The sequence below is a fragment of the Galbibacter kalidii genome, assembly GCF_026241135.1.
GTDB lineage: Bacteria > Bacteroidota > Bacteroidia > Flavobacteriales > Flavobacteriaceae > Galbibacter.
Map to the genome: position 1 here is coordinate 25,717 of NZ_JAPFGA010000007.1, position 14,199 is coordinate 39,915.

Here is a 14,199-nt window from a genome sequence, read left to right on the forward strand (position 1 = left end):
TTTTTTAGGTGAATGCTTCTATTTGATAAACCTTAACCGTTTTATCTTCCCATTGAAGGCATAGGTTCAGATCGGGATTGTATGTATCTATTTCTATTTCCTTATCGTGAAACCAAATTTCCCCATTAAGGGAAAATATAGCCAAGCCTTTTTCGTCTCCAACCAAGACAATGGCATTTAATGCCTTACAGAAATAGATTTCGGATTTAGAGAGTTCAAAACCTTCTACCTTGATTTTTCTTACAAATTCAGATTCCTTATCGTCGATCTTGTAAAAGTGTATTTCGTCATGCCATTTTTTTTTGTTTTCATCATAATCGAAATGCCCAACAGCAACGGTATTGTTGCTTACCCAGCAAACAGGTCTGTCACAATGTTCGCCCGCATATACATCTTTATAAGAAATGCGGTTGTTGTTTATGAAATTATGTACATTGTAAACATTGTACAGATCGAATGAACCCCAAATCCAACCGGCGCTTAAAAAGTGTTGTTTGTCTGGTGACATTTCCAGCCTGCCATAAAAATAATCATATGTCCTCGGCCAGGGATTCATGTCAGAGAAATTTTCTGCCCCATAAACATCCCAATGTTTTTCTTCTGCATCTACTTCTATCAGTGATTTTGTGGCAGTTAAAAGCATCCGGGTGTCCAGGTTCATGATTTGAAGATGGTTCCATCCTACCGCATAGATCATATGGGGGATTCCGCTTTCATTTTTATATAAGGCAATGGGAAACTTTGATGCCCTGGCATGATAATCTTTTCTGAAGATATGCATGAGGTGGTATTTTCCCGGATAGTGAATATAACCATGACACTTATAATCATTTACCACCACCACAATATCGTCTAATGTATATAGGGTAGAAGGGGCATTTATATCAAAACCGCCATCGCTGTATACAACATGCTTACTGGCTATGGTAAACAAGGTTTCTGTTTCCTCTTCTTTTATTTTATGACGCACCACATCTCCCGAACTCATTAACATGACCAACTCATTAGGCGCTGATAGGGTAGCGGTCTTGATGATATCGTCTGTTTTTAGAGTTATTTCATTACGCTTTTGTATTTCTATCTTTTTCATGGTAGGTTTTTGTTTATACGGTTTCAATCCATACTACAAATTCTTTTACTTTTTCCTCACCATTGGCTTTCACGTTTAGCGCTACTACCTGTTTGTCATATCCCGATTTATGAATGATTATGGGTTTGTCTATGTTACAGAATTCTTGAACGTTCGGAATTATGCTAACCAGTTTGTTTATAAAGAATCGTGTAATTTCCTTTCCTTTTTCAAGGCAACCTGCTTTATTTTTTTCGTACTCCTCATTCGTATAGTACAGTTCTTTATATTTTGAGTATTTATTTAGTGGTTCTCGTGCTTTGATGTCGTTTTTTGTGCAGATTTTCAACTGATTGTCTTGCAGCCAAAATTCAAGGTTCCATTTGGCTTCCTGCTCAGTCTTGGCATTTTCTTTTACTGAATTAAAATGACTTGTAGTATTATATCCCAAGGTGGCAGTGGGGTGTCTTGGATCATCATCGTTAACAAAAAGCGAAAACGCATAAATGTCCTCTTTTTCGGCTTCGGGTATATATGACAAACGGGTTAGTTTATAAAAGATATGCGCATATAAATCGCCCCCATATTCATTAATTTCATCGGTATACTCTTTTACCAGTTCTTTACCATTGGCTTGGATATTGTATTCGGTTTCTCCTTTATATGGTGTCAGCTCGTGGATGATAATAGGTACATTCAGCTCATATTGTTGATGTATTTGCCGGACTACCCGAACAAGTATCTGGATAAAACGTTGTGTAATTTCCCTTGCCTTTCCCATACAGGTATCCCTGTCTTTCCACGACTCTTCTTTATTGTAGTACAATCCTATTCCTTCAATCCAATTTTTAATCAGTTCTCGACCTTTACTATCGTTTGCAGCTCCAATTTCCACGATTTCATTTTGGAGCCAAAAAGCATAATTCCACTTGGCTTCCATGTCATCATCAGGCGTTGTTATGTAATCGAAAAGCGTTTCCGGTTCTTTCCCGTCATTTGCCGATTCCAGCACCGACCTGTAATGCTCCATCGTATTGTATCCTAGGGTTAAGGATGCGTTTATGGGATCGGAAAAGGCATCGTAAATAAAAAATGAATAGGCGTAAATTTCATCTTTTTCAGTCTTGATAATCCCTTCGATCTCTTTTGTTACTTTATCGAAGATATGTCGCTCTAACTCTTTAGTGTTTTGGTCTTTCATATTGAACTCATTTAAAAAAGGAAATTATTGCAGATAGGTTTTGTTTATAGGGTTTCAATCCACGCTACAAATTCCTTTACTTTTTCCTCACCGTTGGCTTTCTCGTTTAGCGCCGCTATTTGTTTGTCGTATCCCGATTTATGGATGATTATGGGCTTGTCTGTCTTACAGGATCTTTGGATGAATGGAATAATGCTAACCAGTTTATCTATAAAAAACTGTGTTATTTCCTTTCCTTTTTCAAGGCATTTTGCTTTATCTTTTTCAAATTCCTCATCTGTATAATACAATTCTTTGTATGCTGTATAATTGCCTATAATCTCCCTTCCTTCGGGTTCGTTTTCCGAGCAGAGTTCCTTAATATTGTTTTGCAACCAAAAATCAAAGTTCCACTTGGCTTCCTGTTCGGTCTTGGCATTTTCTTTTACCGAATCGAAATGGCTTAATGTATTATACCCCAGGGTAGCCTTGGGCCATCTTGGGTCATTATCATCAACAAATAATGAATAGGCATAAATATCTTCTTTTTCATCTTCAGGCATATATTTCAGCTTTAATAATGCATAAAGTATATAGCCGTACAGATCATGTGAATATTCGCCAATTGCATCGGTAAACTCTTTTGCCAACGCTTTGCCATTGGCTTGGATATTGTATTCGGTTTCCCCTTCATAAGCTTCAAGTTGGTGGATTATAATGGGTACTTCCAGTTTGTATTGCCGATGGATTTTCTGAATTACACGAACAAGCATTTGGATAAAATGTTGCGTGACTTCCCTTGCCTTGTCCATACAGGCATCAGAGTCTTGTGCGTATTCCTCTTCAGTATAGTAAAGCCCTATTTCCTTTACCCAATTTTCAATTAATTCATGACCTTTACTATCGTCATAAGTTCCAATCTCTATAACATTATCATTTACCCAGTCGGTATATTCCCCCCATTTCACATGGGGATCATGGACATTATCCCCTAATTGTTCTATAGTGTTGTAGCCCAAGGTTAAGGAAGCGTTTAGCGGATCGGCAAAGGCATCGTAAATATAAAATGAATAGGTGTAAATGGCACCTTTTTCAGTTTTGATAATCTCTTCGATTTCTTTTGTTACTTCATCGAAGATATATTTTTCTAAGGTTTTTGTGTTTTTGTCTTTCATAAAATTTTCTGTTGATGGTTTGTGTATGAGGACAATTGTATTTTTGGACTAATGCTTTTCATGGGAGCATTGTTGTTGATAATTCTTATTTTTTCATTTTTATTACAATCGGGTATCTTTTTCCGCTAATGTTTGTCCATCCAGCGATTAAAATCCAATTTCCGTGAAGATTCAAATTAATATTAACATTATTATGCTCCATAAAATATAAAGCTATTTCATAATGATCTTGATTGTTGTCGTTGATTACAATGTGTCCTTTACTTCCTAAATCAAGTTCTCCCACATAAAATTCAGGGGGATAAAGTGCATATCCAAATTCGAATTCATCTGATTCACACAAATTATCAAAAACGAATTCATTCGCTTTAATTGCTAAATCGACAATTTTATTTCCTTCTATCTGAATGCTACAGTTTTCCTTATCAAATGAAAAGTCATATTCCCCAATGGAAAACTCTTCTTTTATGTCATCCATATTCTTTTAGAATAAGGTAAGTTTATAGTTTTCAATTTACATACAACTAAGGGTGCCTTTCTGGGCACCCTTAGGTAGGTATTCACAAATTAATTAACACAACATTCTTTTATTAATTGTTTTGTTTAGAATAGTCCTTGTATAGTTTCATAGGAGTGTCACTATCATTGTCCGCACTAGGATACATATACGCTTTATCGTTAATTAATGGCGGATATGCAAAATAGGATCCACCTCCCCAACCATCGTTTTCATAACTGAATGTGTTCCAGTTTTCTTGACCCTTAATTTCATTGGTTTGTATAGTAAAGGATCCGGTGGCTTCGTTTTGAATACTTTTTTTATGGCGTAACACCACACCGTCATATTCATTTGGGATACCTCTAAAACGGACTAATACATCATCGCCGATTTCTACCATCGTCAATGTTGCGGAACCCCCTGAATAGGTAACAACGTTTTCTGCCAACAAGGACATATCCGGAAGAGGTTCTTTAACTACCTCTGGTTTGTCATTTTTGAAAGCTTCTATTTCAGCTGTGATTTTTTCGGCTTCCTCTTTTTTCGGCGGATTCTCATCCAAGGATAAATAGTATTGAATTTCGTGAAGTACGTCGTCTGCCAACACTAATTTCCCTTCTCGGTCATCACGTGCTTCATATTCTGCCAGTTTCTCTTGTACGGTTTTCCATACTTTTCCGGTTTTTTCTTCTAAAGCTCTTTCTTCCCATACCCCTTTCAACGACTCGATCATGATGTTGTTTGGGAACGACTTTAAGGCTTTCTTTATATTATCCAGAACGGCATAGGCAGGTGCTTCGGTAGTGTTGAAAAGTTCTACTAAGGTATCAGAAATGCTTCCAATCCCTATTCCGTATAAATTATTATAATCCCTTATGATCAATAACTGTCCCTTTTTTAAAGCCGGGAATTCCAACTCAAAAACATGCTCAGCTACCTGTACGATCTTAGGCTCGATCCGATTGGTGTAGTCGTGGTTGACAATATCCAGATCTTGGGCAAAAAAGGATGTGTGTTCATAATGCCATTTTGGTCTGTAAACTACAACCTTAAAATCTTTGTCGGCCGGGACGTACTTTAGGCCTCCTAGTTTGTTAAAACCAAACTCCATTTTAATGGGATATGGGTCAATAGCATAAAAAGTGCTGTCTACCATAATATAATATCCGTATTCGGATAGTTGCGGACTTGTGTTAGCCAATTGTGAGGTTTCTCCTGATGATGTTGGTGTTTGTGCCATGGTAATTGGATTAAAAATTAAAAAATGCGATTGTTATAAGTTTTCGTATCGTAATTATGAATAGTGTAATCATTATTTCTTGATCACTCTATTTTCGAGCAATATTAAACAAGTCCGTAAAAGAAAATGTGCCACCCGAACGAGTGGTACGTCTTTTTTAAATGGATGTTATCTGTATTTTCCTTCAACCCATTCCACAAATTCTTTAACTTTTCCCTCACCATTAGCTTTGGTGTTTTGTTCTGCTGTTTGTCTGTCATATTTTGCTTTATGGATGATTATGGGGTGGTCAATGAAATTGAAATCTTGAACCAATCGTACAGCTTCAATCAGTTTACGTGTAAAAAATTGGGTTATCTTATCTCCCTTTTCAAGGCATACTGCTTTATTTTTGTTGTATTCCTCATCTGTATAGTATAGGTCATCGTATTTTGTGTGTTTTTCCACGATTTCCCGGCCGTTTCGATCGTTTTTAGTGCAGAGTTCCACAAGATTATTTTGTAACCAAAAATCAAAATTCCATTTTGCTTCCTGTTGAGTGTTGGCGCTTTCTTTTTTAGTATTGAAATGACCCCATGTGTTATACCCTAAGGTGGCAGTGGGCCATCGAGGGTCGTCATCTTGAATAAACAGCGAATATGCATAAATGTCCTTGCTTTCTTCTTTAGGTAGGTTTTCCTGCACTTCCATTAATACATCTGACATATGTCTGTACAATTCAAATTCATATTCTTTATGCGTGTCCAAAAACTCTTTTACCAGTTCCTTCCCATTAGCTTGGATATTGTAGGCTGTTACTCCCTCAAAAGTTTCAAATTGATACATGACCAGTGGTACATTCAACCGATATTGTTGATGGATTTTCTGAATTATTCGAATGAGCATTTGCATAAAACGAAGAGATATTTCCTCAGCTTTATTCCAGCAGGCTTCTTCATGTTCCCAAGCTTCTTCTTCGGTATAAAAAAGACCCATCTCTTTGATCCAGTTTGTAATTAATTCGCTGCCTATACTATCATCTATTGTTCCTATCTTTACGACTCCCTCTTTCAACCAACCCGCTATTTCCCATTTGATATCCGGGTCATCAACCTCGCCTAAATGTTCTATGGTGTTGTATCCCAGTGTTAAGGAGGAGTTTATAGGATCGTTAAGAACATCATAAATTAAAAGGGAATAGGCATAGACTTCACCTTTTTCTGTTTTGGAAACTTCTTTGATCCCTTTTGTTATTTCATCGAAGATGTGTTTCTCTAATATTGTTGCGTTTTTATCTTTCATGAATCTTCCCATGATTTTAGATTGGTTCTTATTCATATTAATTGAGGAATAATATTAAGTAAGTCCATAAAAGAAAGCGTACCACCCGAACGAGTGATACGCCTTTTCTATAAATCATATAAAATGATGAAACTTCTTGTCTTGTACTTTTGCCTTATCCCAATGAAATTAAACTCTTATTTTCAGTTCTTTGTACTTTTCGACAACGTCATCACCCAATATTTTCGCTCCATTTCTTCGCCTGATTTGCTCTTTATGATTTCAGTATACAGTTTTGTGCCTGTTAGCTTTAATTCACTTTTTTCTATCAATTTGCTAAATGTATTCTGATCGTATTTTGTAAAGCCGTAATCTGTAAAAGGCAATCGGTTCATTGTTTCTTTATCAACAAATGTTATACAAAGAATTCCATTAGGTTTTAAAACCCTTTTTAACTCGTTGAGGAGATCGTTGGGTTTTTCCCAAAAATAAAGGGTGTTTACGGTAAATATTTTATCAAATGAATGGTCTGAAAAAGGAATATTCGTCCCGTCGTATAGCTGGAAGGTAGATTTTTGGTTAAAATGATGTTCAATACTGAAGTTTTCAGCTTCTTGCTTCATCAATTCAGAAATATCCAATCCAAAATATTGTAAATCACTCGCTTTGTTAAAAATTTCAGTCAAATGATTTGCATTGCCATGTCCAAGCTCCAAAATTTTGTCGTTATCCTCAAGCGATAAATGTTCCAGTGTTTTCCTAGTCATGGAAATATTAGATTCATTCATCATTTGTGCGATCTTTATCCCTTTGTCACCCTCGGGTTTTCCGAGTTGTGATGCCAGTTCTTTCAGTTCTTTTTCAGACATCTCTGTTATTTTATCCTTTTTGTTTTTCATTTTATGATTATTGATAGATTCTTACATAATTGATTTCCATAGTTGACCCTGTGAATTCCGGATCGATCTCACCACCTAATGCGGGGAAAACACGATGCAGTATTCTAAGTGTCTTCACCTTACCGATATTGATCTCAGAAGCATTTTTTTCAGAGGCTTGTAAAAATGTTCTTGGTAATATTTTCGGATTAGATCCAAATTTAATTTGTGTTTTTTCTCCTACGTATACTTAAGTTTTATGTCATTGATAGTTATGCAGGTTAGAGCGAGGGACTATTTATGCAATAGCTACTTTCGGGGTAGGGCCATTTTCTTTTATTCTGATTCGCCATTTATTTTCAATGTCAAATATATTTGTCACTTTGGAGAAATATATTATATCAGGAACAAATTTGTTAGCACCTCTGCCTCTGCCTTTCATTTCCCTGGTTTTTAATCCTCGTAAATATGTTTAGCTTTTACTTTAGTATTACCAGAGAATTGTTTCCAATCCTTTACTGTTATTTTTCCATCCTTGTGTTTTATAAATCGTGTTTCCGTTCCAGCAAAATCTCCCATTTTTGGAAAAGAAGACCAAAGCTTCATCCTTAATTCAATACATTAAAAAGAAAGAAGATGAACTACCTAAAAAGTAAGAATAGTAACTTTAAAGAACTGAACTGGTGCTTTTCATAGGATGAGTTATTGGCGTGTCGTATTTTTAATAATGTGCTCAAATCAATCTTACTTGTTTTACTGAAACAGCTTGAATTTTTTAACAAAATCTCCTTTTTACTTGTTGTCAATATTGAGGGCAATAATATTAAAATCACTTAATCTGTTTTATATTAATCCACAAATAAAATTGGGATAGCTATATACGAAACTAAATTATTAAAAAAATGCATTAACATAGCTGGATAGAGACTTTCAAATTTTATGTACAGAAAGATTGGAATAAAGGCACCAAAAAATATATAGATCAAAAACCCTGGACCTAAAAATAGATGTACACTGGCAAATACCAAAGCTGCTATAATAGCAGAGGTCTTTAGTTGAAACTTTGAACGCAGGGCATTTAGCAAATATCCTCTAAAAATTATCTCTTCTGTTATGGAAGCAAGAATTACTGGGCCGAGCAATATTAGAATAACATTTATTGTTGAATTAGGTTTGATAAAATCAGGATTTTCTTCCCAAAACATGTCAAGCCCAAGATTTTCTACTATGAGCTGGATAACATAGAACAATAAAAACGCGACAATCCAACCCAATAGTGCAAATAAGACTGACTTGAAGGTCAATTTACCTTTGATGCCAACATCGGACCATTTGAAACTGTTTTTGTGTAATAAAAGGCCAAGAAGAAGCACAGTAAAAACAGAACCGATTATAGTTAGACCAAAGGACACAACGGCACTTTCCAATCCTAGTTCAGTCAAAAACCTTTTGGGACTGCCCTTTGAAACCAATCCCAAAAGAGTAAAGACCACAATTGTAAATATGAAACTGAGCCAAGGTAAATACATCCATTTTAATGGTAATTTTTGATTTTTTAGGGTCATAATATTATTTTTAGATTTATGACATTGCTTTTAACTCATCAACTTTGTTGGTCACTACTTTTAAGCATTACCATAGTCTTTTAATTAATTGTTTTTTTTGTCAAAAAACAATTTTATAGAGTCAAAATATAATTCTTTCGCTTCAAGATTTAAGTTGTGTGAAGCGTTTAGGATTATTTTTAGTTCTTTTTTATCTTCGGAGAGCCCTTTTAGACCATTGTAAATCATATTTCCTTGTTCAATACCTATGGAATAATCATATTCCCCCTTGTATAACAAGAACCGGCTTATTAATTACCGCAATCTCATCAATTATATTCAAATGGTTATATGAGGGGGTATTACGGAATACCCGGTTTACAAATTCATATTTTTCCATTACTCTATCAAACTCTGCTTTCGTATATAGTGCCCTTGCGTAATAAGCGGAATCCTTCCCCCAATTCTACTGTTACTTCTTTCGCCTTTGAATTGGCCCAATAAACATCGAAGCCCAACTCTTTGGAGAACTTGTGCTTGAGTAAATTCACACCATTAAAAAACTGATCAAAATCGCTTCCTCCTGAACAAGAGATTGCCAATATACTTAGAAAGCTGAATAGGGTGTGTATCATTATTGTTTTCATTTCATCTTGGGGAGGTGATTTATGTGTTTTATAGGTGTCGATAAACGAGGTTATATTTTGTATGTTAACGAAGATACACAAAAAATTAAAAGGTAAGTAGTAGAGGAGGGGGAGAGTTAAAAACGTTATTTTTTAATAGTAGAAAGATATACCCAAACGATAAACAAGAGCTGTAAGGGGATTCTAAACCACAAATAGGACAACCCCGGACCATCATGCCCTCCAGTTTGATAATTCAGGTTTTCCATGGAAGCCTTTATGTTTGCCGGAAGCAAGAGAATAAAGAAGACGATTAATGCCCATGCAGTTAGATGCCTGTAATTTGGGAGTAACAATCCAATGGCAAAAATCACCTCCAAAACCCCTGTTAGAACAACGATTTGTTGTTTTAACGGCATAAAATCCGGGATCATAGCCGCCATTCCTTTAGTAAACATAAAATGTCCCATTGCCGTAAAGCACAGCATAACAGCCATGGCAATTCTGCCGGATAAAGTAAAGTTGTAATTACTGCGGAATATTTTGATGGTGACAAGGGAGATTACAAATACGCTTAATAAGACAATGAGTGGTTTCATATGTATATAATTTGTAAATTTTTAATAATCAATAAATTAATTGACCTATGGAACTCACCATAGCAATCTTTACTCATGTGTGTTTGTATAAATAAATTTCTTATGGTTCGTTTTATGTTTCTTTTTTGTTTTATGCAAAGTTGAACCTAAATTGACTATCAAACAATGAACCTGAGTTAAGAAACTCATTAAGTGAGATTTGATTCCGATAATTATTGAACTTGCTTTACAATCCGTTTCCGAATTCTGCTTAAGGCTTGTGGTGTAATCCCGATATAGGAAGCGATATATTTTAACGGAATTTGCTGAATGAGCTCTGGCCTGTCTGTAAAAAGCTTGAGGTAACGTTCTTCAGGAGTGTCGTTTAACAAGGAGAGTTCTCTTGATGATTTTATGAGAAATAGATCTTCGCTTGCTTTTCTGCCGATTAGATTTCCAATATCACTTTCCGTATAAACCTGCTGAAGATTTTGGTAGGTGAGTTGCCATAATACCGAATTGGTAATGGTCTCCACACAATAGGGAGAAGGTTTTTGGGTTAAAAATGAATCATAGGCACTGGCAAAAGCACCTTGGAAAACAAAGCCGAAAGTGATGTCGTTTTCCTCTTTTGGAATGTATAAGCGAACAATTCCTTTTTCAACAAAAGAGAGGTGGTTTTCAGTTTCACCAAGATCAAGGATTTTAGTTTTTTTAGGAATTTCTTTTCTTTTAAATCTTGAAGAAAAGAGTTTCCAATCCCGTTCAGAGATATCAAAATGTTCTTTATAATATTTCCGGATCTGTTCCAAGTTTTATTTCGTTCAGTTTTGGTATGCCACTAATGGTTTAAAGATAGAAAATTCCGCCTTCATTTCATCAAACGGTACGTTGGGGGTAGGCTTCCAATTCTTTTTTTAGTCCGTTTGCAGCTCTTTTCAATTCTGCATTGTTCATTTCACAATCTACAAAACATTCTTTTTCGTTCTCCACATCCTTTTGTTGTAATTCCAGATCAAATTTTAACCGGATGGTCTTAAGGTTGCCTTGATTTTTAATTAATTGAAACGCAATATTTGGCTCGAGAAAAGAGAGGTTTGTTTCTGTTGTTTGGTCGGCATAAAGGTCATTGAACCAATCGATTATCCTTTCTACCTCCCAAGTGAATAGCGAAGGGTCGGTCGTTTCCCAGTTCCCACAATTGCTTTTAATCTTTAATTGGATGAGTAGCCAATTGGCGTCATATTTACAATCAGTTATTTCAGGAAACTCATAATTGGTTATCCTCAGTTCCACACTTTGATCGTTAATTTCGTTGAATATCATTTTGTTTTCTCAGTTTGTAGACCTTGAATAAATCAAAAGGGCGCGGATTAATAATATTTTCCTTCTTCACATTTGTTGGTGTTCCAATGTTTTGCGAGAAATTCCCTCAACTTCTGATTCTCTTTAAGGTTGGCTTCCCCGCCATAAAGTGTGTCGCTTCCACAATTGAGTATAGTAGCGCCAATAGTAATTTTCCTCTCAGGTGTGCTAATGTTTTCCATGCTGATGTTATGGGCTGTTTTTTTACCCCTCATACTTGTGAAATTCAGTGATGGTTAAATAATAACCATCCGGATCCCTAAGTGAAAATTCCTTTTTTGTTGAATTTGGATTTAAGTGAATATCTTCCTCAATAGCGCAACTCAGTTTTCCTGCATTTTCCCGTATTTTCTCCATGTTTTCAGTTCTGAAATAAAGGATGAGCCCGTTTCCGGGTGTAATGTTTGGATTTTTCATTGTAGGATGTTCGTGTTCTCCCCATTGGTGAAGGCAGAGTGAAATTTCATCATTTTCCGAAACTAAAACAGCAAATTCCTTTCCACCATGAGTTCTTCTGAACCCAAAAACTTGTTGGTACCATTTAGAACTGACTTCAACATCTTTTACAGCTATTATCGGGTCAATTTTTGTCATTGAAAGTTTGTTGCGGTAAAACATCCGGATCACCGAAGATAGTAAAAAGCTCTAAAATAGACACTACCACTGAAGTCGCTGGTCTGGTAGTTGTGTTGTGATGCTTCCATTTTCTTTATTGTAAGCATTAGAAAGCGTCCCTTTCCTAATGAGTTCATTTCTAAGTTTTATATCTTCTTTTTTTTAAGTCTATGATTTTGTTGGCAATTTTTTCAAAGCTCATAATAATTAAATGTTCTAAACAGGTATAATGATTTATTAATCACCATTTGTAATTTGTGCAATTAAATCTACTTCTAACTTGGCATTGGATTCATACAATCTACTTACTTGCACCCAACTAGCTGCTGGAAAGTCGCCTTGATAAAATTCTTTTCTCACATCATTGTGTTTTTTCATTGTTTCTATGTCAGTAGTATAAAGTGTTTCTTTCACCACATTTTCCGAAGATGCTCCAAAGGCATTTAAACATTCCTCTAATGCTTTGTATACTTCCGCTATACCATTTGGACTTAAGTCGTTTGTAGGAACACCCGATATATAGATTGTACTTCCAACTTTTACGACTTGTGCATAACCTGCATTTTCATTTTGTTTTTTTTCATTACCCCAATGCCATTTTTCCTTTACTATTGATGTTTTATTATATTCGGTTTTTACTTCTTGGTTTTTTAAGTCGGTATCGGTTTTGCAACCATTGTTGATAAATAGAATTACAAAAAAGCAAAAGAGTGCTACAATCTTATTCGAGTGAAAATTGTTGAAGTCAATATTTTTTCTTTTTGAGTTTTTCATTTTACTCTAAATTTGATGTTGTCTTAAATTGCCCCTAACGATTTTATTTATGGTCTCGTTGCAGGTTTCAATGTACAAATTTTTCAGATTAGGGGAGCGTTGGTTTGTAAAAAAGCTGTTCCAGCTGCAATGATTTTGCCATCATCTTCCAAATTTTTTCCTGGCTCTTGGATAAAGAAATAGGCTGCTTTGATTTTCCGATTAGCGATTAGTTTATTTAATGTAATTACTTTTATATTGCCACTTTACTCCGAATTTGTTATAGGGTCCGATGTTGTGTGTAATCTTCACTTTTCTATAAATTCAGTTATTGTTTTGATGTACTCTACTTCATTCTCCCACCAAATTTCATGACCAGCATTTTCTATGAATTCATATTGACTGTTCGGGTATAAGTCAACATACTCGTAAGCTGACGCAAAAGAATGATATTCGCATTGTCCTTGCATAACCAATACGGGTACTTCTACCTTTTGAACCTTATCTCTAATTTCAGGATAGTCATCACTATTTGTGGCGATATAGGCATACAGCCCACCGCCACCTTCTTCTGGAAGTACATTTTCGGGGTCACAGACCATACCTTTAGTGAACTGTGATGCCAAAGTATTTAACATCCTATCCATTTGTTTATCAGAAATAAGTTTTTTATCAAATAATAGGGCTCCAGTCGAAGCCACCATAGCTTTTGGTTTCATTGCCATGTTGTCTACATCTTTAATGAAGTTATACGGCTCTATAAAATTCAGGGAGTCAGGAGTTGAGTAAATTGAGTCTATATCAGCATAACTTCCTGCTATTTTCCTATAAGGTCTGAATGTGCCTGGGGAACTAAAAATGATTTTTTTTATTCTATCATTGTGTTGGGCAGAATAATGCGCTATTATAACACTCCCAAAGGATTGACCAATCAAAATTACTTTCGAAGCTCCAATTTTTTGGGTTATTATTTCATGTAGGTCATGTAAATGCTTCTTAAAGCTTACATCGGAATACTTGTCAAGCCTATCAGATAATCCTGAGCCTCTCTGGTCATAGAGGTAAACATCGTGTCCTGTTTCAGTTAAGCTTCCCAATGTTTCAATAATGCTTGAATGTACATAACCACCAGGTCCACCATGTAAGAATATTACCGGAGCTTTATTCAGGCTATCTATTCCATTTAAATGGGTGTAGGCGATGTTGAAACCTTCACTCATTTCCCAATACTTTGTATTTTCTCTTGGCTCAATCGGTGGGATAGTTTCACTTTCAGGTATGATCACCAAAATGGAGAAAATCAACAAAACTGCCCCTAGTAATATTCCTGTCCACTTAAATATTTTCTTTATTCGCTTCATTTGTAAAATTTATATTAACTATGACGCAAAAATTCACCTTGAGGTTACAATCTAGA

19 protein-coding genes are annotated in these 14,199 nt (G+C 35.5%); all 19 read right to left on the reverse strand.

Features of this window, described 5'->3' with window-relative positions; translation table 11 throughout:
- Positions 1-4 precede the first annotated feature (4 nt).
- The 19 genes from OOZ15_RS08885 to OOZ15_RS08975 all read right to left on the reverse strand — a co-directional run bounded on the left by OOZ15_RS08885 (position 5) and on the right by OOZ15_RS08975 (position 14,143).
- Complete coding sequence (locus OOZ15_RS08885) at positions 5-1,090, reverse strand: hypothetical protein (protein ID WP_265955939.1); 1,086 nt, start codon at positions 1,088-1,090, stop codon at positions 5-7.
- Between the two features lie 13 nt (positions 1,091-1,103).
- The gene (locus OOZ15_RS08890) at positions 1,104-2,270 is read right to left on the reverse strand and encodes a hypothetical protein (protein WP_265955941.1); all 1,167 of its coding nucleotides are present in this window, start codon (positions 2,268-2,270) and stop codon (positions 1,104-1,106) included.
- A gap of 44 nt (positions 2,271-2,314) precedes the next feature.
- Positions 2,315-3,424, reverse strand: coding sequence for a hypothetical protein (locus tag OOZ15_RS08895; RefSeq protein WP_265955943.1), 1,110 nt, complete (start codon positions 3,422-3,424; stop codon positions 2,315-2,317).
- Between the two features lie 85 nt (positions 3,425-3,509).
- Positions 3,510-3,902, reverse strand: a complete 393-nt coding sequence (locus tag OOZ15_RS08900; RefSeq protein ID WP_265955946.1) for a hypothetical protein — start codon at positions 3,900-3,902, stop codon at positions 3,510-3,512.
- Positions 3,903-4,014: 112 nt separating this feature from the next.
- Positions 4,015-5,163: a hypothetical protein gene (locus OOZ15_RS08905; RefSeq protein WP_265955948.1), complete on the reverse strand. Its 1,149-nt coding sequence runs from the start codon at positions 5,161-5,163 to the stop codon at positions 4,015-4,017.
- 168 nt (positions 5,164-5,331) lie between these two features.
- Entirely contained in the window at positions 5,332-6,444 is a 1,113-nt protein-coding gene (locus tag OOZ15_RS08910) for a hypothetical protein (protein ID WP_265955951.1), read from the reverse strand.
- Positions 6,445-6,626: 182 nt separating this feature from the next.
- Positions 6,627-7,322 carry a class I SAM-dependent methyltransferase gene (locus tag OOZ15_RS08915; protein ID WP_265955953.1) on the reverse strand — a complete coding sequence of 232 codons (696 nt, stop codon included), beginning with the start codon at positions 7,320-7,322 and terminating at the stop codon, positions 6,627-6,629.
- A 277-nt stretch (positions 7,323-7,599) separates the two neighbouring features.
- Positions 7,600-7,743 (reverse strand): hypothetical protein, encoded by a 144-nt coding sequence (locus OOZ15_RS08920; protein WP_265955954.1) that lies wholly within the window; start codon positions 7,741-7,743, stop codon positions 7,600-7,602.
- Positions 7,744-7,754: 11 nt separating this feature from the next.
- Positions 7,755-7,880 (reverse strand): hypothetical protein, encoded by a 126-nt coding sequence (locus OOZ15_RS08925; RefSeq protein WP_265955956.1) that lies wholly within the window; start codon positions 7,878-7,880, stop codon positions 7,755-7,757.
- A 269-nt stretch (positions 7,881-8,149) separates the two neighbouring features.
- Complete coding sequence (locus OOZ15_RS08930) at positions 8,150-8,866, reverse strand: CPBP family intramembrane glutamic endopeptidase (RefSeq protein WP_265955957.1); 717 nt, start codon at positions 8,864-8,866, stop codon at positions 8,150-8,152.
- A 386-nt stretch (positions 8,867-9,252) separates the two neighbouring features.
- A complete protein-coding gene (locus OOZ15_RS08935) occupies positions 9,253-9,480 on the reverse strand; it encodes a hypothetical protein (RefSeq protein ID WP_265955958.1) in 228 nt (75 codons plus the stop codon).
- Between the two features lie 137 nt (positions 9,481-9,617).
- The gene (locus OOZ15_RS08940) at positions 9,618-10,070 is read right to left on the reverse strand and encodes a DoxX family protein (RefSeq protein WP_265955959.1); all 453 of its coding nucleotides are present in this window, start codon (positions 10,068-10,070) and stop codon (positions 9,618-9,620) included.
- Positions 10,071-10,282: 212 nt separating this feature from the next.
- The gene (locus OOZ15_RS08945; protein WP_265955960.1) at positions 10,283-10,861 is read right to left on the reverse strand and encodes a Crp/Fnr family transcriptional regulator; all 579 of its coding nucleotides are present in this window, start codon (positions 10,859-10,861) and stop codon (positions 10,283-10,285) included.
- Positions 10,862-10,928: 67 nt separating this feature from the next.
- Positions 10,929-11,375, reverse strand: coding sequence for a WapI family immunity protein (locus OOZ15_RS08950; protein ID WP_265955962.1), 447 nt, complete (start codon positions 11,373-11,375; stop codon positions 10,929-10,931).
- A 47-nt stretch (positions 11,376-11,422) separates the two neighbouring features.
- On the reverse strand, positions 11,423-11,629 hold the full coding sequence (locus OOZ15_RS08955; RefSeq protein ID WP_265955964.1) for a hypothetical protein: 207 nt from the start codon (positions 11,627-11,629) through the stop codon (positions 11,423-11,425).
- The gene (locus tag OOZ15_RS08960; RefSeq protein WP_265955966.1) at positions 11,619-12,008 is read right to left on the reverse strand and encodes a VOC family protein; all 390 of its coding nucleotides are present in this window, start codon (positions 12,006-12,008) and stop codon (positions 11,619-11,621) included. The genes OOZ15_RS08955 and OOZ15_RS08960 overlap by 11 nt, the downstream gene beginning before the upstream one ends.
- Positions 12,009-12,037: 29 nt before the next feature.
- On the reverse strand, positions 12,038-12,166 hold the full coding sequence (locus OOZ15_RS08965; protein WP_265955967.1) for a hypothetical protein: 129 nt from the start codon (positions 12,164-12,166) through the stop codon (positions 12,038-12,040).
- A 100-nt stretch (positions 12,167-12,266) separates the two neighbouring features.
- On the reverse strand, positions 12,267-12,803 hold the full coding sequence (locus tag OOZ15_RS08970) for a RidA family protein (RefSeq protein WP_265955969.1): 537 nt from the start codon (positions 12,801-12,803) through the stop codon (positions 12,267-12,269).
- 287 nt (positions 12,804-13,090) lie between these two features.
- Positions 13,091-14,143, reverse strand: coding sequence for an alpha/beta hydrolase (locus OOZ15_RS08975; protein ID WP_265955971.1), 1,053 nt, complete (start codon positions 14,141-14,143; stop codon positions 13,091-13,093).
- Positions 14,144-14,199: the final 56 nt, after the last annotated feature.